The following is a 20179-nucleotide window of genomic DNA, read 5'->3' on the forward strand; positions in this document are numbered from 1 at the left end:
GGGGAAGGAAACAATGATCGATTATGCATGGCTCATACCGCTTTTCCCACTCGTTTCGTTTTTGTTACTTATTATATTCGGGAAGAAAATTAGAGAAGGAAGCAGCGTACTTAGTATTTTTTTCGTCTTTCTCTCCTTTATACTTGCGGTACTTGTGTTAATAGAAAGGTTTTCAGAAGCAAGCGTGAAGCATAAGTGGGTGTGGCTTAGAGCTGGAGATGTGGATATATCATTCGGCTTTGAAGTGACTGCATTAGGAGCTTTAATGTTATTTATCGTGACGCTTGTGAGTCTACTTGTACATGTGTATTCGAAAGGTTATATGAAAGGTGATGAACGATTACCGACCTTTTACGCATATTTAGGACTCTTTACATTTGCGATGTTAGGGCTTGTTATATCAACGAATTTATTACAACTTTATATATTTTGGGAATTAGTTGGCCTTGGCTCATTTTTACTTATCGGTTTTTATTTCTTTAAAGAAGAAGCGAAGGCTGCTGCAAAAAAGGCTTTTATTATGACCCGTATTGGGGATGTTGGTTTATTTATCGGGATGATTTTAATTTTTTGGTACGCAGGTAGTTTTGAATATGACGCAATATTTAGGGCGATTTATACAGGGGATCTACCTCCTTACATGATTACAATAACAGCGATATTAATTTTTATCGGGGCGATGGGGAAATCAGGTCAGTTCCCGCTTCATACGTGGTTGCCAGATGCAATGGAGGGGCCAACGCCCGTTTCGGCACTTATTCACGCGGCGACGATGGTCGCAGCTGGCGTATATTTAGTAGCGACGATGTTCCCTCTATTTTCAGCAAGTACAGTGGCGATGCAGACAGTGGCAATGGTTGGAGCTTTCACTGCAATCTTTGCGGCCTCTATCGGTCTTGTGCAAACAGATATAAAGAGGGTGCTTGCTTATTCTACAGTTAGCCAGCTCGGGTATATGATGCTCGCGTTAGGTTCTGCCGGTTATGTAGCTGGTATATTTCATTTAACGACACATGCTTTTTTTAAAGCACTACTATTTTTGGCGGCAGGAAGTGTAATTCATGCTGTGCATACGCAAAACATTAATAAAATGGGCGGTTTACAGAAGAAGATGAAAGTAACTGGTACGCTATTTTTAATAGGTACCTTTGCCATTAGCGGTGTTCCGCTGCTTTCCGGTTTTTTCAGCAAAGATGAAATTTTAGCGGCGACGTGGATGAATGGCAATTACGTTTTATTTACTTTAGCGGTAATTGCGGCGTTTTTAACAGCGTTTTATATGTTCCGCCTTTACTTTCTTGTCTTTACTGGAGAAACGAAGACGAGGGAAGAAGTGCATGAATCGCCTCGCGTTATGACGTATCCAATGATTGTTCTTGGCGTTCTCGCAGTAGTGGCAGGATATATAAATACACCATGGTTTGGGACGTTTCTCGGAGATTGGTTGACGAAAGATGTAGGGTTTAAGGTTGAAGAAACGCATGGACCAGTTTGGATTATGATTGTTGCGACACTCGTTTCATTTGCGGGAATCGCTCTTGCGTATTTCATATATAGGAAGAAATCAATTTCTAGGAATTGGGCTGGGGGTACGGAAACATCGCTTTATAATCTTTTGAAAGAAAAATATTATGTGGATGAACTATACAACATGACGGTGATCCCTATTACGAAAGGAATCGCTCATGTGCTTCGCTTATTTGAAGTGTATGTAGTCGAAGGAATTGCAGTTTTAATTGCAAGTGTAGTGAAAGGCACAAGTAACCTTGGATCGAAACTTCAAAACGGGAATGTACAAGTGTACGGGACTGTAACGGCGGTTTCGCTCGCTGTACTCGTCATTATTTTGCTCTATGCGGGAGGGGATTTACGATGAATGATTTGTTGTTAACGTTCTTCATTTTTTCCCCGCTTTTAGGAATTTTATTGCTTGTATTAACACCGAAAAAGGAATTGCGTACAGTGCGAGCGCTTGGCTTATTTGGGACGGCACTTCCATTTGGAATCGCTATCGTCCTCGCTTGTACATATGCTTCTGGAAAGAATTTGTCACTATTCGATGAAAAGATGAAATGGATTAAGTTCGGCGATTTTACAGCGGTAGATAAAAGGTGGTTTTCTATTTATTACGAGCTCGGTATTGATGGTTTGTCGCTTGTCATGATGGTACTGACGGCTCTTCTAGCAACGCTTGCAGCAATTGCAGCCTTTTCTATTAAAAGAAATTTAAAAGCATTTTATATGCTGTTACTCATGCTAGAAATAGGAATGCTCGGCGTCTTTGCTGCTCAAAACTTAATGTTGTTTTTTATTTTCTTTGAAATTACGTTGCCACCAATGTTCTTATTAATTGGAAAGTGGGGAAAATTGTCGAGTGAAAAGGCTGCGTATAGTTATTTAATATATAACGGTATTGGCTCAGCTATTTTGCTCATTGTTTTCTCAATTTTGTTCGCGAAAACAGGTACAACAAATATTGTGGAGCTGAAAGAGATATTAAGAAGCGTAAACGCAGAGGGAGCACTCGTCATCCCAAGTAGTTTGCAGCTTAGTGTATTTATTGCCATAATGATTGCTTTTGCAATTAAACTACCTGTTTTTCCGTTGCACCGCTGGATGGTCAATGTACACATAGAAGCGCATCCAGCTGTAGTTATGCTTCATGCGGGTGTTTTGCTGAAGATTGGAGCGTACGGTATTATTCGCTTCGGGAAAGGGCTATTCCCGGAATATTTTCACGATGTTGCAACACTAATTGCGATATTAGGCGTAATTAATTTATTATACGGTGCCTTTTTAGCGCTCATCCAAACGGACTTTAGGAAAGTACTGGCTTACTCTAGTATTTCGCATATGGGAATTGTTTTAATGGGGCTCGCGGCACTTAATGCACCGGGGACACAAGGAGCGTTATTCCAAGTTGTATCACATGGTTTAATTGCAGCCTTGCTCTTCTTCCTACTGGGTGTTATAGAACAACGATTTGGAACTTCAGACATTACAGCGCTTGGTGGACTCGCAAAAAGTGTCCCAGTACTTAGTGGCTTCTTCTTAGCAGGAGGAATGGCATCGCTCGGATTACCAGGGATGTCTGGGTTTGTTAGTGAATTTCTTGCCTTTCTCGGTTTATTTCAAGGAGAGCCCGTCATTGCTGCAGTCGGTGTGATTGGCATCATTTTAACCGCTGTATATGTATTAAGGGCGACACTTCAAGTAACATTTGGAAAGAAAGAGTGGGAAGCAAAATCTGATATACACGGATGGGAGTATGTCCCTGTTTTACTACTTATCTTTTGTATTATTGCAATTGGAGTTATGCCAGAAATACTAGGGGATCCGCTTCAAAATACATTGAAAACATTGGGGGTGAAGTAGGATGGATATGAATACGTTACTTAGCTTATCGTGGCATCTAATGGTGCCAGAATTTATTATTCTCGGCGCCGCCATCCTCCTTTCCATATGTGATTTGTTTTTTAAGCTGAACCATAGATATGTAGCTCTTGGTGCGATTGCTGCTATCGTATTAGCAATCGTGTCATTAATTACTCTATATAGCGAACCAGCAGGAGATATTTTAAATGGATCGTTTGTGTTAGATGGATTTTCAAAAGGGTTTAAAACGTTGCTATTAGGTGCCTCAGCTCTCATTTTATGCACCGCAATGAGCGATGATAAGAAGAATCCAATTGAAGATAAAGGTGAATATTATTACTTATTTTTAATGGCACTTCTTGGCGCGATGTTCATGGCTTCTAGTGTTGATTTTATTACCCTTTTCGTTGGTTTGGAGTTACTTTCACTTTCTTCCTATATCTTAGTAGGAATACGAAAAAAGAGCCGTGCATCAAATGAAGCGGCAATGAAATACGTCATTAGCGGAGGAATTGGAACGGCGATTACGCTCTTCGGAATGAGTTATTTATACGGTATTACAGGTTCAACTAACATTGTAGATATGCAAAAGGTACTCACTGGGGAACTCGCTAGTGGTATTCAGTTATTGTTAGCTCTCGCATTTCTTTTATTGCTAGTTGGTCTCTCATTTAAAATTGCCACAGTGCCGTTTCATATGTGGGCACCTGATGTGTATGAAGGAGCGGCTACACCAGTTACTGCTTTTCTTGGAACGATTTCTAAAATTGCCGGGTTCCTACTCATTATTCGTTTGTTCCTTATGATCTTTGCAAGTGTATTAATACAAGGAGATATGCAATCTTTATATGGGCATATGAGTATATATATTGCGGTGCTAGCAAGTATTACGATGATTGTTGGGAATGTAGTCGCATTAAAACAATACAATATAAAGCGTTTATTTGCTTATTCGGGCATTGCTCATGCAGGATATTTACTCGTTCCACTTGTGGCATTATCACCATTTACGATGGATAGCATGTGGTTTTATATGCTGGCATACATGCTTATGAATATAGGGGCATTTGCTATCATCCACGGCTTAATCTTACAAAATAATGAGGAAAATATAACAATTTTCACAGGTTTATATAAAAGGTCGCCATTTACAGCGATAATGATGACAATTTTTATTTTATCGTTGGCTGGGATACCAGGAACGGCTGGCTTCATTGGAAAGATTAATATCTTTTTAGGCGCACTTCATGTAGAGCCAGCACATTACGTACTAGCTTCGATTATGATGGGTACGACAGTTGTTTCATTCGTATATTATTTCCGTATTTTACAACAAATGTTTTTCCGCACCGGAGAGACAGAAGAGAGAATACGGTTACCGTTAAATATAAAGGTTGTTATGAGTCTTTGTGCAATTTCGATTGTAATACTAGGGATTATGCCGATGATTGGGTACAATTTCTTTTATGAATATTTTCCATTAATGAAAGATTTCTTCTTCTTAGGGAACGTGGTACAATAGTGAAAATAAAAGGTGTGGAGTCAGTACTCTGCGCTTTTTATTTTGTGTTAACTTGTAATGTAGATATACGTTTTTGGAAAGAAAATCACGATGTAAAATGTAAGATGTCTATGTGCATTTGAAAAAGTGTAGCTCCTACTTATTATGGTATCGTTTTTATATTCTTTCATAAGTAGTAGCTGAGTAAAAAGGGGTCGATTTTTTGGCACAACTTTTAGGGCAACAAGCACTGATTGCCATTGTTTCGCATTTATTGTTTATTACCATTACGTGGTGGGCCTTACAAGGCATTCACATTGAGCGTTTAATGAAGTCCGGAAAAGTGCTGCAGACGCGAGTATTACTCATCTTAATTACAATTGCAATTGGGACATCTGTAAGTAACTTTTTCCTTGATTATTTAGGCTATTCGAAGAGTTTAACGTATTTAGTAAAGTAAGTGTATAGAACCTCAAATCTCCGTTAACAATGGGGATAGGAGGGGATGAAATTGAAGCTTAAAGCCATTCTTATTGTTGCACTTAGTGTTGTTTTATTTTTGGTTGGATATAGAGAGATGAAACCGATAAGCGATGAACAGAAAATGGAGAGCATGATCAAGGCTTTAGAGAAAAATGATGCTAAAGTAGAAAAATGGTCATGGTTAGCGAGAGAAACAAAAACAATTTCTAACATACATACGTTTCAAAAGTTGTTAAACGATGTGAAGGAAAAGGCAAATATTCAAAAGTGGGAAGTAGAGCAATCTCCAGATGGATATAAAGCTACATCCTATAAAAAGCTTTCTTCTTATGAAGAACGAGTAGTAGTAACTTGGAGTAAAGAAAATACTAAAGAAAACACTTTCATTATCTTTGAAGTAAGTGGGGCGAAATGGGACCCGAAGTATGTTCAAAACATGAATAAAATTTTTAGTGAAAAACCTATAATTTACACTTGTGTTCAAGGTGTACTGAATGATAAGATTGAAGGTGTTTTGCAAAATAAAACCAATCAGGTTTTGAAAGATCTTTCAGCAAGAGCGATCGAACAAGTAGAAGAAAGAGCATTTGTGTCAGTCTCCGCATACAATAAAAAGTGGGATGACGCTCTTTCAACAAATAGAGAGAAAATAAATGTGCAAATAGCAATACGTTCTACAGACAACAAAGATACAATTGTGGTTGGCACACCGATCATAACTTCTGAGTATTGAGTGAATAGATACTGAAAAAAGGACACGGAGGGGAATAATTTGGAAAAGATCATCGTCCGTGGCGGAAAGCGGTTAAACGGCACAGTGCGTGTTGAGGGCGCAAAAAATGCTGTATTACCTATAATCGCTGCAGCCCTATTAGCGAGTGATGGAAAGAATGTACTATCTGAAGTACCAGTTTTGTCTGATGTATACACAATTAATGAGGTATTACGTCATTTAAATGCTGAAGTCGTATTTGAAAATAATCAAGTAACAATCGATTCTTCTAAAGAACTAAACATTGAAGCACCATTTGAATATGTACGTAAAATGCGTGCATCTGTTCAAGTAATGGGACCATTATTAGCACGTAACGGTCGTGCTCGTATTGCACTTCCTGGTGGATGTGCAATTGGTTCACGTCCAATTGACCAACATTTAAAAGGCTTCGAAGCAATGGGAGCAAAAGTACAGGTTGGTAACGGTTTTGTTGAGGCATATGTTGAGGGAGAACTAAAAGGAGCTAAAATCTACTTAGACTTCCCAAGCGTAGGCGCGACAGAAAACATTATGTCTGCAGCTACATTAGCAAAAGGGACAACAATTCTTGAAAACGCAGCGAAAGAACCAGAAATCGTTGACTTAGCTAACTTCTTAAATGCGATGGGAGCGAAAGTACGCGGAGCTGGAACTGGAACGATTCGTATCGAAGGCGTTGATAAATTATATGGTGCAAACCACTCTATTATTCCTGACCGTATTGAAGCGGGAACATTCATGGTTGCAGCAGCAATTACTGGTGGAGACATCTTAATTGAAAATGCTGTACCTGAACATTTACGCTCAATTACAGCGAAAATGGAAGAAATGGGTGTTAAAATTATTGAGGAAAACGAAGGTGTACGTGTTATCGGCCCAGATAAGTTAAAAGCGGTTGATATTAAAACTATGCCTCACCCAGGTTTCCCAACAGACATGCAATCACAAATGATGGCATTATTACTACAAGCTGATGGAACAAGCATGATTACAGAAACGGTATTCGAAAACCGCTTTATGCACGTTGAAGAATTCCGTCGTATGAATGCTGATATTAAAATTGAAGGTCGTTCTGTTATTATGAACGGTCCAAACAGCTTACAAGGTGCTGAAGTAGCAGCAACTGACTTACGTGCTGCAGCTGCATTAATCTTAGCTGGTTTAGTATCAGAAGGTTATACTCGTGTAACTGAGTTAAAACATCTTGACCGTGGCTATGTAAACTTCCATAAGAAATTAGCTGCATTAGGTGCAACTATTGAACGTGTAAACGAAAAAGTAGAAGAAGTGAAAGAACAAGAAGTTTCTGATCTTCACGCTTAATTGAAATAGTCTCTATGTCTTTTGACATAGGGGCTATTTTTTTGGGTTATTACTGTTATAGTCAATAAATTCTATACTTATGCACGTACCAGTAAAAATATTTAGAAAATTTCCGTTTTATACTCTTCCCCTTAAGTATGTTCTAAAAGAAAGAGTTGTTCCATAAGAATGAATGGAGTAAAGCTTTTATATTGGGGGAAAATAGGATGAAATTTTCAAAGCCACTTTTTATTACAGTAGCGCTCTTAATAGCGCTCGTTATCATTGTACCTGCAGCCCTTGTTATTCCATTTGCGAAAGCAAAAGTAGGGGAAGAAACGGCCTCTAAAACTCCTCCAGCGATAGAAAGCATACCAGCTCCAGGAAAAGTAGATACAGCTGTTCAAGTTGCTGTATATCGCGAAAAACAGAAGAAGGTAGAAACATTACCAGTGGAGGAGTATGTGACAGGTGTAGTAGCTTCTGAGATGAATGCCAGTTTTGAAATAGAGGCACTAAAGGCGCAGGCATTAGCAGCGAGAACATTTGTAGTACAACGTATGCTAAGCGGAGGAAAGAAAAATAATGCGGACGTGACAGATACGGTGAAAGATCAAGTGTACAAAAGTAAAGATGAATTGAAGAAGCAATGGGGTAATAACTACGAAAATAATTTGAAGAAAATCGAAGAAGCCGTTTCGAAAACAGCAGGACAAGTTTTAACGTATGATGGAAAACCAATTTCAGCATCCTTCTTTTCAACGAGTAATGGTCGAACAGAAAATGCAGCTGACTATTGGGGAAATGATTATCCGTACTTGAAAAGTGTAGATAGTCCGTGGGATCAAGCCTCTCCAAAGTTTACGAGCGAGCAAACATTTACAGTAGCTGATTTTCAAAAACGTCTCGGTGTGAAAGTGCTAGCAGACGGGAAGGTTGGAAATATTAAAGACCTTACGGAAGGAAAGCGCGTAAAGGATGTAGCTTTTCAAGGAAAAACATTAACTGGAAAAGAAGTCCGTGAAAAGTTAGATTTACGTTCTTCTGATTTTACGTGGAAACAACAAGGAGATAAAATCATCGTTACGACGAAAGGCTTCGGTCACGGCGTTGGTATGAGTCAATACGGGGCGAACGGCATGGCAGCGGAAGGAAAGAAATATACAGATATCGTCGCTCATTACTATAAAGGCGTTGAAATAAAGACGATGAATGATTATGAAGGAAAATTGATGGTGAAGAAATAGGTGTCAGAACTCTGGCACCTATTTTTTTCTGTTTAAAATATCATAATTTTCCATTAACTGTTTGATATAATAGGATAAAAAGGCATTTGGGGGAAATGAAATGGCGTTACTAGAGTTGAAACAATTAGGGAAGGCGAACCAGTTACCGGCAATTGAGCTAGAGGTGGAGAAGGGACAATGTATTGTTTTGCAATGCAATAATCATACAGCTAAAGTGTTACACCGCATCATTATTGGTGAAGAAGAGGCGTCGACTGGCAATGTACTGTTTGAAGGAGAAGCAATTGGAAAGAAAAATTATTCCCGCATCGGTTTTTGTTTTTTGAAAGATGAGGCATATGATCGTTTGAAGGTGAAAGAATACTTCAAATTTCTATTAGGGCTTTATGAATCAAAGATAAGTATAGAAGAAGTTGTGCAGTCTGTTGGTCTTCTAGATAAACTAAACGTTAAAATAGAAAAATTATCATTTTCAGAGAAACGCCGTCTTCATATCGGACGAGTGATGATTCATAATCCGGATTTAATCATTTTGGAAGAACCGGAGCAAAATGTAGATATAGAGAGTACGGTTATTATTCGAAAAGCAATCATGAAAATGAAAGAGCAAGGAAAGGCGATTTTTATTACGTCATCTTTCCTATCCGATGCCCTTTCGTTAACGGAAGATGTATACATACTAAACAATGATGGTGTGAAAAAAGTAGAAATTGAACAAGAGGAAGCAGAAAAAGTCGATGAAGAGAAGGTCGTTCAAATAATTCCGCAAATGAAGTTAGAAAGAATACCTGCGAAAGTGAACGATAAAATCATTTTACTTGATCCGATGGAAATCCATTTCATTGAAACACAAAACGGAGTGACACATATTCACGTTCGTGAAGGGGATTTCGTATGTGCATTAACATTAAGCGAACTAGAAGCAAGGTTAACAGGTTTTGGTTTCTTTAGATGTCATCGCTCGTATCTTGTGAATTTACAAAGAGTGCGAGAAGTGATTACTTGGACTCGTAACAGTTTTAGCTTAATTTTAGACGACGAAAGAAAAAGTTCAATCCCGCTTTCAAAAGGACGAATGGATGAATTAAAAGGTGTGATTGGGCTATAAAAAGTGCTCCAATAAGCTCAACATGCGATTCATTCACCGGTAAAAATACTCCTTTTACCGTTATTTTACTGCGTAGTCCCTTTGTTTTTCATATGATTGAGTCAAGAAAAGCGAAACAAACGAACGAAAAGCGCTAAAGCGACTTTCATCTATAAAGAAGAAAAACAAAGGGGATGAAGAAATGACATTGGCAATTGAAATGAAAGATGTAATGAAAAATTTCAGTGGAAAAACGGCACTTCGAAATGTAAATATTGAGGTGAAGCAAGGAGAGATATTCGGATTCCTCGGACCGAGTGGATCTGGTAAGACGACAACAGTAAAAATTTTAACTTCTCAATTGCTTCATAGTGTTGGAACGGTAAGAGTATTAGGGAAAGATATTACAGGACCAAGTAGCATCGATTACAAACGAATTGGTATTTTAACAGATAACAGCGGCTTATATGAAAGACTTAGCATTTATGATAACTTACTATTATTTTGTGACTTATACGATTGCAAAAAAGAACGAATCGATGAAGTACTAACACAAGTAAATTTATTAGATGATAAAAAAACACCAGTAAAGAAACTATCAAAGGGAATGAAACAACGCGTCACATTAGCTAGAGCAATCCTTCATAAACCAGATATCCTCTTCTTAGACGAACCAACATCTGCACTTGATCCAGTAAACGTACAAAACATTCATAAAATCTTAAAAGACTTAAATGAAGAAGGAACGACGATTTTCTTAACGACTCACAACATGGATGAAGCAGAAACGCTTTGTAACCGTATTGCCTTCCTTTGTGGCGGAGAAATTGTAGCACTCGATACGCCAGAGAACCTGCGCTTACAATACGCTAAGGATCAAATAGAGGTCGTATTAAAAGGTAAACGAAAAGAAGTAGTGCAAAAAGATGAATTAGGCGCAAATCGTATTTCAGAATGGATGAAAAAGGGCGAACTGTTATCTATTCATTCACACGAACCAACGCTAGGCGATATCTTTATTGAAGTTACTGGGAGGGGATTATAATGACATTTTCAATGAGACGTGTATCAGCTATTTTTAGAAAAGAAGTACAAGATTTTAAGACAAATTCACAAGTGTTGTTAATGGCATTTTTACCAATTATACTTTCATTTTTGTTTAGCAGATTTGGAGTGGGAAAGGAAATGTTAGGTATTACTACTATAACGGCCTTCCTATTTGTCGCAGGCTTTGTTCAATCTATGGTAATTGCAGAAGAAAAAGAAAAACATACATTGCGTGTATTAATGCTATCACCGGCATCTTCGGTTGAAGTTCTACTTGGAAAGAGTTTATTAACATCGGGTCTGACGATGGTCATTTGTATTGCAAATTTATTCATTTTAGATCAGTTAAATATTAACCTTCCATTGGTAGGATTGATATTCTTATGCGGAACTATTTTGTTTATCGTACTTGGAACAATGATCGGATTACTTGCATCTTCTGTACCACAAACATCAATAATTGGAATGCCGATATTAATGACGATGTATTTGGCTGTACAGTTTGAGCCAATGGTTGAAAATAAAGTAATTAAGACGATGATTGGATATCTTCCAACATCTCATATTGTGAAAGCACTTAAAAGCTTAGTAGGTGGGGCGGGATTTAGTAGTATTAGTGGGCATGTATTAAATGTTGCAGTTTGGCTTATTATATCGCTCGTTGTATGTTTAATCGTATATAAAAAGAAACAATTAGACTAAAAACTGAGCTAAAAGTGCTCAGTTTTTTCTTTTTTCTATCATTTCCTCGGAAATTTTACATTTCTTATACATATTTTTACAAATTTTGTCGAAAAGTAATTAGTTATACGTTGTATAGGATACGTGAATATTGTTCAAAATGATTGCTGAGGTGATGATGGAATGCGAGGAAGAAATAATAAAAAGTCGCAAAAGGTAGTACATTTATTTCAAAAAAGATGGGTGTTTCCGGCACTATACATTGCTTGTGCAGCGGTAATCTTAATGGTTGCGCTATGGTTCCAAGGAGCTAATCCGAAGAAGACTCCAAACCACGATCAAGCAACACCGTATACACAATCGGAAGATCCAGCAGTACCAGTAACGAAATCTTCAGAAGTAGTGAAAATGCCAGCTGCCGCGAATGCGGAAGTAGTCGTACAAAAGAAATTCTATGAAGATGCAGCAACTGAGGCGGAACAAGAAAAAGCACTTGTCTTTTATAACAACACATATTCCCCAAACAAAGGAATTGACATTGCTGCGAAGAATGGAAAAGAATTCAATGTTGCCGCTGCTTTAAGTGGTACAGTAACGAAAGCTGAAAAAGATTCACTTCTTGGTTATGTTGTAACAGTTGATAGTGGAAATGGTGTAGCGGTATCTTATCAAAGCTTAGGCAGTGTGAAAGTAGAAAAAGGTGCAAGAGTTGCACAAGGTGAAGTATTAGGAACATCCGGTCTAAGTGCAATGAATAAAGAGGCAGGCTCTCACGTTCACTTTGAAGTACGTAAAGACAATGTGGCTGTGAACCCTGAACGTTACTTAAATAAATCAGTAACAGAAATTAAAGCTGATGCAGGTGCTGCAAAGGCTACGAATGCTTCTGGTAAAAAAGCTGATGACAAATCTCAAAAAGAAGAGAAGTCAACGAGCACGAAACCAGAAAATAAAACAGAAGACAAGTCTCAAAAAGAAGAGAAATCAACAAGCGGTTCAACTAGTGACAAAAAAGAAGAACCGAAGAAAGAAGAAAAATCAACAAACGGTTCTACAGAATGATCTAACGATTCTTCTTCACAAGAATAATAAAGTGAAAAAATCAATTCTCATCAAGAGAATTGATTTTTTTATTTTTATATAAAAATAATCAATTTCGAGAAAAAAGTTGTAAAAACAAGGAAAAATGACGAGATTCTCGAATATATATTACAAAAGGGAGGGGATACTGTGTCATTTTTGTTTGTTCTGTCGACTGCTATTATTTTATTGTTTGTTTTATTCACTTTATATTATTATATTGCCGGTAAGAAAGAGGTTCCCCACCATCAGTTGTTAGAAGAAGAATTGGAACGAGAAGAATGACGCCTTTTATACAAGGTGTCATTTTTTTGGCCATAATAGTCAGTTTTAACGTATTTCTCACAAAAAAACGTAATTTTTCTTAACTTAGTCCGCAAAAATAGTGAACATGTAGCATATATCAGTAGTGCGGGCAATACAATGGTATAAACCAAAGCAAAGAGAGTGTTTGAGGTGAGAAATCGTGAATCATTTCATTATAAATCCAAGAATGTTTAACGCTTACAAACAGCACTCACACTTACTTCTTAGTCGTATGCAGCGAGGCTCATTTCACCCTTCTCACATCCAAATTAGGGAGGCGAGTGGTGTGCACGATTACATCAAAGAGAGAACTATCAAGATTGGTAAGTATATCGTGGAGACAAGAAAGACAGTGCGTGTCATTGCAAAGGAATTTGGGGTATCAAAGAGTACAGTCCATAAAGATTTAACAGAACGTCTACCAGAGATTAATCCAGAGCTCGCAAATGAAGTAAAAGAAATTCTTGATTATCATAAGTCTATTCGTCATTTAAGAGGTGGAGAAGCAACAAAACAAAAGTATAGAAAAGAAGATGTAGAGAAGCCTGTACGTCAATAATGTTACAGTAGCAAACATTCCGTTCACATTCGGTAATATTTTTCAGAAGAATTCTTTTTGCGAATATTACGTTTCTGTTAAATTTATGATAAAATCAGAAATTAGGTGAAAAGAATTCGGGTGTAACCTGATTTTGAATATCGAGGAGGAAAAAACGGGAATGTTTGCGCGAGATATCGGAATTGACCTAGGTACGGCTAACGTATTAATTCATGTTAAAGGTAAGGGTATTGTATTAAATGAGCCATCTGTTGTGGCCATTGATCGTAATAGTGGTAAAGTATTAGCAGTCGGTGAAGAAGCGAGAAGTATGGTGGGACGTACGCCTGGTAATATTGTAGCAATTCGTCCACTTAAAGATGGTGTAATCGCAGATTTCGAAATTACAGAAGCAATGTTAAAGTATTTCATTAACAAATTGGACGTAAAGAGCTTCTTTTCAAAACCTCGTATTTTAATTTGTTGTCCAACAAATATTACATCAGTAGAACAAAAAGCAATTCGTGAAGCTGCGGAACGTTCAGGTGGTAAAACAGTATTTTTAGAAGAAGAACCAAAAGTAGCCGCAGTTGGTGCTGGTATGGAAATCTTCCAACCAAGCGGTAACATGGTTGTTGATATTGGTGGAGGTACAACAGATATCGCTGTACTATCTATGGGTGATATTGTTACCTCTTCCTCTATCAAAATGGCTGGCGATAAGTTTGATATGGAGATCTTAAACTATATTAAACGTAAGTATAAGCTATTAATCGGAGAACGTACTTCAGAAGATATTAAAATTAAAGTTGGTACAGTATTCCCAGGTGCACGTAGCGAAGAGCTTGAAATTCGCGGACGTGACATGGTAACAGGCTTACCACGTACAATTACAGTATGCTCTGAAGAAATTACAGAAGCATTAAAAGAAAATGCAGCTGTTATTGTACAAGCTGCAAAAGGCGTATTAGAGCGCACACCACCAGAATTATCTGCAGATATCATTGACCGCGGTGTTATTCTAACAGGCGGTGGAGCTTTACTACACGGTATCGACATGCTTCTAGCAGAAGAACTAAAAGTACCAGTATTAATTGCTGAAAACCCAATGCACTGCGTTGCGGTTGGTACAGGCATTATGTTAGAGAATATCGACAGATTACCAAAGCGTGCTTTGAGATAATTTGAAAGAACTAAGGCTGACGCCTTAGTTCTTTTTTTTTCGTTTTTATATTTTTTTATTTTGATTTTTTGCGAAAATGGAAGGAAAATAGAGAAATGTGAAGGAAACAGGTAAAATATTCATATATATGGTTAAATTTAATATTTCCTTAATTGAAAACGTTTATAATATAATGAGTCGAATACGACATTAAGGCAAATAATGTTTCAATACATATTGCCTTTCCCTAATTTGGGCATACACTCTTTTCCACCTCCGTGTCAGTTGCAAAAATGTGCAACTATTTTAATGGAATAGAGTGTGTGCATTTTTTTTTAGGAAGTCGTGCTAAATATAAAATGTTACTTTGTAATGACAAACAATAAACAAAATGGGATAATAGCAATATGTCCAAGTGGTAAGACCAATATTACAAAAGGGGCGATTGTTACATGCTAAATATAGAACAAATTAAAGAAATCATTCCTCACCGCTATCCATTTTTACTTGTTGATAAAATATTAGAAGTAGATGAAGGCAAAAGAGCGGTTGGGATTAAAAATGTATCCGCAAACGAAGAATTCTTTAACGGACACTTCCCTGACTATGCAGTTATGCCTGGTGTACTTATTGTAGAAGCATTAGCACAAGTCGGAGCAGTTGCAGTATTAAAGAAAGAAGAAAACCGCGGAAGACTCGCTTTCTTTGCAGGTATCGACAATTGCCGTTTCAAAAAACAAGTACGCCCAGGTGATCAACTTCGTCTAGAAGTAGAAATGACACGCGTACGCGGCCCAATTGGAAAAGGAAAAGCAATCGCAACAGTAGATGGTGAAGTTGCATGTGAGGCAGAAATTACATTTGCGATTGGTGATAAAAAAGAATAGATAGTACTAAAAAATCTCCTTGTGAAAAGACAAGGGGATTTTTTAGTTTCTGCTATATAACGATGAAACGACAATATACAAACTAATCAGAAAATTACTTGTAAATAGATGGTAATTACCATATACTTACTTTATTATTTATCTAGAAAACAGGATAAGTGATAAAGGTAATAAAGAAATAAAGGCATTGTCATATTGTTAAGGTACTTAAGTAAGACAAAGTAGAATGTTATTGATTATGATGAGATATAGGGAAACCAGCAAAAATATTAATTAGACGTATGAAATCGAGCATAAGAGAGAGAAAAGGGAAATGTCGCATTTCACAAAAGGAGATTATGAATATGTTCGGGAGAAAGAAAAGAAAACCATTACGACAATTAATTACACATAAAGAGCCTAAATCGCGTATTACAGAACAATACCGTAACATTCGTACAAACATTGAGTTTACATCTGTAGATAATCATGTTCGTTCTATTATTGTTACTTCAGCCGATCCAGGTGATGGGAAAACAACAACAATCGCAAACTTAGCAGTTGTTTTCGGACAACAAGGAAAGAAAGTTTTATTAATTGGAGCTGACTTGCGTAAGCCGACGATACAAAACTTATTTGCTATTCATAGTTCAAATGGATTAACGAACTTATTATCAGGAAAAGCAAAACTTATGCAATGCATTCAAAAAACAGATATAGAGAACGTATACTTAATGGCAGCAGGTCCAATCCCGCCAAACCCAGCAGAACTATTAGGAAGCCGGGTAATGGACGAGACGTTGCTAGAAGCATATAACATGTTTGATATTATATTAATCGACACACCACCTGTCCTTGCGGTTACAGATGCACAAATACTAGCGAATAAATGTGATGGAATCGTACTCGTTGTACGAAGTGAAAAGACAGAAAAAGATAAAATCGTAAAAGCGAAACAAATATTAGATAAAGCATCAGGAAAACTACTAGGTGTTATTTTGAACGATAAAAGAGAAGAAAAAGAGCAGTATGGTTATTACTAAAATATGAAAAAGCCAACAAAAATTTGTTGGCTTTTTTGTTTTCTGAAAATTATTTATCAAGTTATACAGTGTAAAAAGCATGATATGATAAAATTTTTGGGAAATCATTGGAATGTGTTGTCATATTTAAGATTATTTTGTAAGATTAAACTTGTTTCTTGTGAACAAATATAGAACTGAATTATTAAAAATAAAAAATGTAAGATTTATATGTTATAATTTTTCCTATGTGTAAATTTTAGAAAGTTGGAGGAACCTATGGAAGAAACAATTAGTCTAAAAGAGTTATTTCATATCTTAAAAAAACGTTTAGCAATGATCCTCGTAATCGCCTTTGGTGCAGCTATTGTAAGTGCTATCATTAGCTTTTTCTTCATGACACCAATCTATCAATCTTCGACGCAAATTCTTGTGAATCAGAAGAAGCAAGAGGGTGCAGCAATTCAGTATAATGAAGTACAAACAAATATTCAATTAACAAATACATATAAGGTTATTATTAAAAGTCCTGTTATTTTGGATCAAGTGAAAGAAAAGCTAGGTTTAAATATAACAGTACAAGAGCTAAACAAGAAAATTGAAGTAGCTAACGAGAAAGACTCACAAGTAGTGGCGTTAACTGCGCAAGATAAAGACCCCAAACTAGCTCGTGATATTGCTAATACAACTGCAGAAGTGTTTCAGGGTGAAGTTGCTAAAATTATGAGTGTTGATAATGTAACAGTATTATCAAAAGCAGAAGTTGCAGAAAATCTTTCTCCAATTAAACCACGTCCAATGCTAAATGTAGCAATTGCTTTCGTTGTTGGTTTAATGGCTTCAATTGGTCTTGCATTCTTACTAGAATACTTAGATAACACAGTGAAAAAGGAAGAAGATGTAGAAAACTTACTTGGCTTACCGGTGTTAGGTATTGTCGCTCGTATGGATGAAGAAACATTGAACGTGAAATCACACGCTCCATCATCAAGAAAAGTGAGGGGACAAACAATTGGCTCTTAATTTATTTAAAAAGAAAAAGAATCATCGTCAACGCCGTCAATTAATTGCTCATCAACAACCGAAATCACCAATTTCAGAGCAATATCGTAATATTCGAACAAATGTTGAATTTGCAGCTGTTGATTTGAATTTACATTCATTAATGGTCACGTCTGCGAATCCGAGTGAAGGGAAAACGACAACGACAGCTAATATGGCAGTTGTTTTTGCTCAACAAGGAAAAAAAGTATTATTAATTGATGCGGATATGCGTAAGCCAGCGATGCATCAAATGTTCCAAGTAGATAACATTTTTGGACTAACGAATGTATTAACACATAGTGAACGTTTAGAGAAATGTGTACAAACGACATCTATAGATAATCTAAGCTTTTTAGCATGTGGTCCAATCCCACCAAATCCAGCAGAATTATTAGGTTCAAAATCAATGAAAGAACTTCTTGGACAAGTATACAGTATGTATGATCTAGTTATTTTTGATATGCCGCCAATTTTAGCTGTAACCGATGCGCAAATTATGGCAAATGTATGTGATGCTTCTATTCTTGTTGTTCGTAGTGAATCAACAGAGAAAGAAACAGCAGTAAAAGCAAAAGGATTGTTAGAATCGGCTAAAGGTAAATTATTAGGTGTCGTTCTAAATGACCGTGAACGTGAACAAGGCTTATATTATTATTACGGTGCAAACTAATTAAAAGAGTGAGATATGGTTGAAACCTATCTCCTTTTTTCCCTTGAATATGAGCGATATCTCATATTCAAGGGAAAAAAGATCTTTATAGGAGAGAGGGAGGATGAAACAAATGATAGATTTACATTGTCACATTTTACCTGGTATCGATGACGGTGCACAGACAGTAACCGATAGTTTAGCGATGGCACAACAAGCCGTTTCAGAAGGAATACATACCATTGTCGCAACGCCGCACCATCAAAATGGAAAATATATAAATGAACGTACTTCAATTATTCATCACATAAAACAATTAAATGATGAACTACAACAACATAATATTCCACTTACCATTTTACCCGGGCAAGAGGTCAGGTTATATGGCGATTTATTAGAAGACTATGAATCTGGCAAAATTGTTACTTTAAATGAAACAAATAAATATATATTCATTGAATTTCCATCGAATCACGTACCACGTTATGCCGAACAAGTATTATACGAATTACGTGTAAAGGGAATGATTCCAATTATCGTTCATCCGGAACGTAATGCCGAGTTAATCGAGCGGCCAGATAAGTTATATAACCTTGTAAATAAAGGCGCATTAACACAAGTGACAGCAGGTAGTTTGGTTGGGAAATTTGGCAAGAAAATTAAAAAATTCTCACTACAACTTGTCGAACATAATTTAACCCATATGGTCGCATCAGATGCACATAACACAACGTCAAGAGGATTTCATTTAGCGGAAAGCTATGAATTAATTGAGAAAGAATTCGGAATGAATGTTATGAGTGATTTGAAAGAAAATCCATATTTATTAATTAGCGGAAAGGCAATTTACAAAGAAGATCCAGGACAAATTCGTCGTAAAAAATTGTTCGGTATTTTTTAATTGAAGAGTTTGGGTGATGTCTCCTAACCGTTATCAACGGGGGCACTCGGTCGTGCTGTGGGTAGAAAATTTATTTTCGAACCTACCTTAGACGCTTGTCGTCGGGAGTATGACGTGAGGATGGGTTGGATGCCCATAATTTATTTGTAATAGAAACTCTACCTATGGAGTTATAAGTATGACTCTATAGGTAGGGTTTTTGTTATTGCTACATATAAATAAAAGGATGCAGGGGGACTACAATTGAAAAAAGTAAGAAAAGCAATTATTCCAGCAGCTGGCCTGGGAACAAGATTTTTACCAGCAACGAAAGCGATGCCGAAAGAAATGTTGCCTATCGTTGATAAACCAACAATTCAATACATAGTAGAAGAAGCAATAGAATCAGGAATTGAAGATATTATTATTGTTACTGGAAAAGGAAAACGCGCGATTGAAGATCATTTTGATCATTCCTTTGAATTAGAACAAAATCTTTTAGAAAAAGGAAAGCATGAAATACTTGAAAAAGTACAAGCTTCCTCAAAAATTAACATTCATTACATAAGACAAAAGGAACCAAAAGGGCTGGGACATGCAGTATGGTGCGCTCGTAAATTTATTGGAAATGAGCCATTTGCAGTATTACTTGGTGATGATATTGTCCAAGCAGAAACACCATGTTTACGACAATTAATGGATCAATATGAAGGTACACAGTCGTCAGTTATCGGTGTACAAACAGTGCCTGAAAACGAAACACATCGTTACGGTATTATCGATCCAATTGAACAAAATGACCGTCGTTATCAAGTGCGTCAATTTGTGGAAAAGCCAGCTCAAGGGACAGCACCATCAAATTTAGCAATTATGGGTCGTTACGTATTAACACCAGAAATTTTTATGTTCCTTGAAGATCAACAAACAGGTGCAGGTGGGGAAATTCAATTAACAGATGCGATTCAACGATTAAATGAAATTCAACGAGTATTCGCTTATGATTTTGAAGGTATTCGTTATGATGTTGGAGAGAAGTTTGGTTTTATTAAAACGATAATTGAGACGGCGCTTCAACATGGTGAATTAAAGGATCAATTAATGAAATATATGAATGAACTTGTAAAAAAAGAAAATGTACATTTGTAAAGTGAGGTG

General features: G+C 36.8%; 20 protein-coding genes. All 20 read left to right on the forward strand.

From position 1 onward, the window contains the following. Positions 1-13 precede the first annotated feature (13 nt). The 20 genes from nuoL to galU all read left to right on the forward strand — a co-directional run bounded on the left by nuoL (position 14) and on the right by galU (position 20170). Positions 14-1876 (forward strand): NADH-quinone oxidoreductase subunit L, encoded by a 1863-nt coding sequence (gene nuoL, locus HMAS_RS21650; protein WP_116345017.1) that lies wholly within the window; start codon positions 14-16, stop codon positions 1874-1876. Then, positions 1873-3375: an NADH-quinone oxidoreductase subunit M gene (locus HMAS_RS21655; protein WP_016123878.1), complete on the forward strand. Its 1503-nt coding sequence runs from the start codon at positions 1873-1875 to the stop codon at positions 3373-3375. Before nuoL ends, HMAS_RS21655 begins: the two co-directional genes overlap by 4 nt. Positions 3376-3382: 7 nt before the next feature. Next, complete coding sequence (gene nuoN / locus HMAS_RS21660; protein ID WP_002180561.1) at positions 3383-4897, forward strand: NADH-quinone oxidoreductase subunit NuoN; 1515 nt, start codon at positions 3383-3385, stop codon at positions 4895-4897. A gap of 202 nt (positions 4898-5099) precedes the next feature. After that, a complete protein-coding gene (locus HMAS_RS21665) occupies positions 5100-5336 on the forward strand; it encodes a DUF1146 family protein (RefSeq protein WP_000057889.1) in 237 nt (78 codons plus the stop codon). A gap of 51 nt (positions 5337-5387) precedes the next feature. Continuing rightward, positions 5388-6092 carry a YwmB family TATA-box binding protein gene (locus HMAS_RS21670; RefSeq protein WP_000767916.1) on the forward strand — a complete coding sequence of 235 codons (705 nt, stop codon included), beginning with the start codon at positions 5388-5390 and terminating at the stop codon, positions 6090-6092. 39 nt (positions 6093-6131) lie between these two features. Next, entirely contained in the window at positions 6132-7436 is a 1305-nt protein-coding gene (murA, locus tag HMAS_RS21675; protein WP_000411274.1) for a UDP-N-acetylglucosamine 1-carboxyvinyltransferase, read from the forward strand. Between the two features lie 206 nt (positions 7437-7642). Next, positions 7643-8662 (forward strand): stage II sporulation protein D, encoded by a 1020-nt coding sequence (gene spoIID / locus HMAS_RS21680; RefSeq protein ID WP_000672663.1) that lies wholly within the window; start codon positions 7643-7645, stop codon positions 8660-8662. A 100-nt stretch (positions 8663-8762) separates the two neighbouring features. Continuing rightward, on the forward strand, positions 8763-9770 hold the full coding sequence (locus HMAS_RS21685; protein ID WP_078404968.1) for a LytTR family transcriptional regulator DNA-binding domain-containing protein: 1008 nt from the start codon (positions 8763-8765) through the stop codon (positions 9768-9770). A gap of 181 nt (positions 9771-9951) precedes the next feature. Beyond that, complete coding sequence (locus HMAS_RS21690; protein WP_116345018.1) at positions 9952-10794, forward strand: ABC transporter ATP-binding protein; 843 nt, start codon at positions 9952-9954, stop codon at positions 10792-10794. After that, a complete protein-coding gene (locus HMAS_RS21695; RefSeq protein WP_000144450.1) occupies positions 10794-11498 on the forward strand; it encodes an ABC transporter permease in 705 nt (234 codons plus the stop codon). Before HMAS_RS21690 ends, HMAS_RS21695 begins: the two co-directional genes overlap by 1 nt. A gap of 162 nt (positions 11499-11660) precedes the next feature. Further along, entirely contained in the window at positions 11661-12539 is an 879-nt protein-coding gene (locus tag HMAS_RS21700) for a peptidoglycan DD-metalloendopeptidase family protein (protein ID WP_116345019.1), read from the forward strand. A 168-nt stretch (positions 12540-12707) separates the two neighbouring features. After that, positions 12708-12842 (forward strand): hypothetical protein, encoded by a 135-nt coding sequence (locus HMAS_RS21705; RefSeq protein WP_000008903.1) that lies wholly within the window; start codon positions 12708-12710, stop codon positions 12840-12842. Positions 12843-13149: 307 nt separating this feature from the next. Beyond that, a complete protein-coding gene (gene spoIIID, locus HMAS_RS21710) occupies positions 13150-13422 on the forward strand; it encodes a sporulation transcriptional regulator SpoIIID (RefSeq protein ID WP_000544012.1) in 273 nt (90 codons plus the stop codon). A 160-nt stretch (positions 13423-13582) separates the two neighbouring features. Beyond that, the gene (locus HMAS_RS21715) at positions 13583-14584 is read left to right on the forward strand and encodes a rod shape-determining protein (RefSeq protein ID WP_000457978.1); all 1002 of its coding nucleotides are present in this window, start codon (positions 13583-13585) and stop codon (positions 14582-14584) included. A gap of 431 nt (positions 14585-15015) precedes the next feature. Further along, entirely contained in the window at positions 15016-15450 is a 435-nt protein-coding gene (gene fabZ, locus HMAS_RS21720) for a 3-hydroxyacyl-ACP dehydratase FabZ (protein WP_000931959.1), read from the forward strand. A gap of 344 nt (positions 15451-15794) precedes the next feature. Continuing rightward, on the forward strand, positions 15795-16472 hold the full coding sequence (locus HMAS_RS21725; RefSeq protein WP_048568650.1) for a CpsD/CapB family tyrosine-protein kinase: 678 nt from the start codon (positions 15795-15797) through the stop codon (positions 16470-16472). A 258-nt stretch (positions 16473-16730) separates the two neighbouring features. Next, positions 16731-17474 carry a YveK family protein gene (locus tag HMAS_RS21730; RefSeq protein ID WP_048568649.1) on the forward strand — a complete coding sequence of 248 codons (744 nt, stop codon included), beginning with the start codon at positions 16731-16733 and terminating at the stop codon, positions 17472-17474. Further along, a complete protein-coding gene (locus tag HMAS_RS21735) occupies positions 17464-18165 on the forward strand; it encodes a CpsD/CapB family tyrosine-protein kinase (RefSeq protein WP_116345020.1) in 702 nt (233 codons plus the stop codon). The genes HMAS_RS21730 and HMAS_RS21735 overlap by 11 nt, the downstream gene beginning before the upstream one ends. A 112-nt stretch (positions 18166-18277) precedes the next feature. Continuing rightward, complete coding sequence (locus HMAS_RS21740; RefSeq protein WP_048568689.1) at positions 18278-19045, forward strand: tyrosine-protein phosphatase; 768 nt, start codon at positions 18278-18280, stop codon at positions 19043-19045. 243 nt (positions 19046-19288) lie between these two features. Beyond that, the gene (gene galU / locus HMAS_RS21745; protein ID WP_048568647.1) at positions 19289-20170 is read left to right on the forward strand and encodes a UTP--glucose-1-phosphate uridylyltransferase GalU; all 882 of its coding nucleotides are present in this window, start codon (positions 19289-19291) and stop codon (positions 20168-20170) included. Positions 20171-20179: the final 9 nt, after the last annotated feature.

The organism is Bacillus sp. HMA207 (assembly GCF_003402455.1).
GTDB lineage: Bacteria > Bacillota > Bacilli > Bacillales > Bacillaceae_G > Bacillus_A > Bacillus_A cereus.

What these genes read in the sequence shown, in the direction of transcription:
- HMAS_RS21730 (WP_048568649.1), top strand. Translation starts at nt 16,731, where the DNA reads ATGGAAGAAACAATTAGTCTAAAAGAGTTATTTCATATCTTAAAAAAA.
- HMAS_RS21690 (WP_116345018.1), top strand. Translation starts at nt 9,952, where the DNA reads ATGACATTGGCAATTGAAATGAAAGATGTAATGAAAAATTTCAGTGGA.
- HMAS_RS21740 (WP_048568689.1), top strand. Translation starts at nt 18,278, where the DNA reads ATGATAGATTTACATTGTCACATTTTACCTGGTATCGATGACGGTGCA.
- spoIID (WP_000672663.1), top strand. Translation starts at nt 7,643, where the DNA reads ATGAAATTTTCAAAGCCACTTTTTATTACAGTAGCGCTCTTAATAGCG.
- nuoL (WP_116345017.1), top strand. Translation starts at nt 14, where the DNA reads ATGATCGATTATGCATGGCTCATACCGCTTTTCCCACTCGTTTCGTTT.
- HMAS_RS21685 (WP_078404968.1), top strand. Translation starts at nt 8,763, where the DNA reads ATGGCGTTACTAGAGTTGAAACAATTAGGGAAGGCGAACCAGTTACCG.
- fabZ (WP_000931959.1), top strand. Translation starts at nt 15,016, where the DNA reads ATGCTAAATATAGAACAAATTAAAGAAATCATTCCTCACCGCTATCCA.
- HMAS_RS21700 (WP_116345019.1), top strand. Translation starts at nt 11,661, where the DNA reads ATGCGAGGAAGAAATAATAAAAAGTCGCAAAAGGTAGTACATTTATTT.
- HMAS_RS21715 (WP_000457978.1), top strand. Translation starts at nt 13,583, where the DNA reads ATGTTTGCGCGAGATATCGGAATTGACCTAGGTACGGCTAACGTATTA.
- HMAS_RS21695 (WP_000144450.1), top strand. Translation starts at nt 10,794, where the DNA reads ATGACATTTTCAATGAGACGTGTATCAGCTATTTTTAGAAAAGAAGTA.
- HMAS_RS21655 (WP_016123878.1), top strand. Translation starts at nt 1,873, where the DNA reads ATGAATGATTTGTTGTTAACGTTCTTCATTTTTTCCCCGCTTTTAGGA.
- nuoN (WP_002180561.1), top strand. Translation starts at nt 3,383, where the DNA reads ATGAATACGTTACTTAGCTTATCGTGGCATCTAATGGTGCCAGAATTT.
- HMAS_RS21725 (WP_048568650.1), top strand. Translation starts at nt 15,795, where the DNA reads ATGTTCGGGAGAAAGAAAAGAAAACCATTACGACAATTAATTACACAT.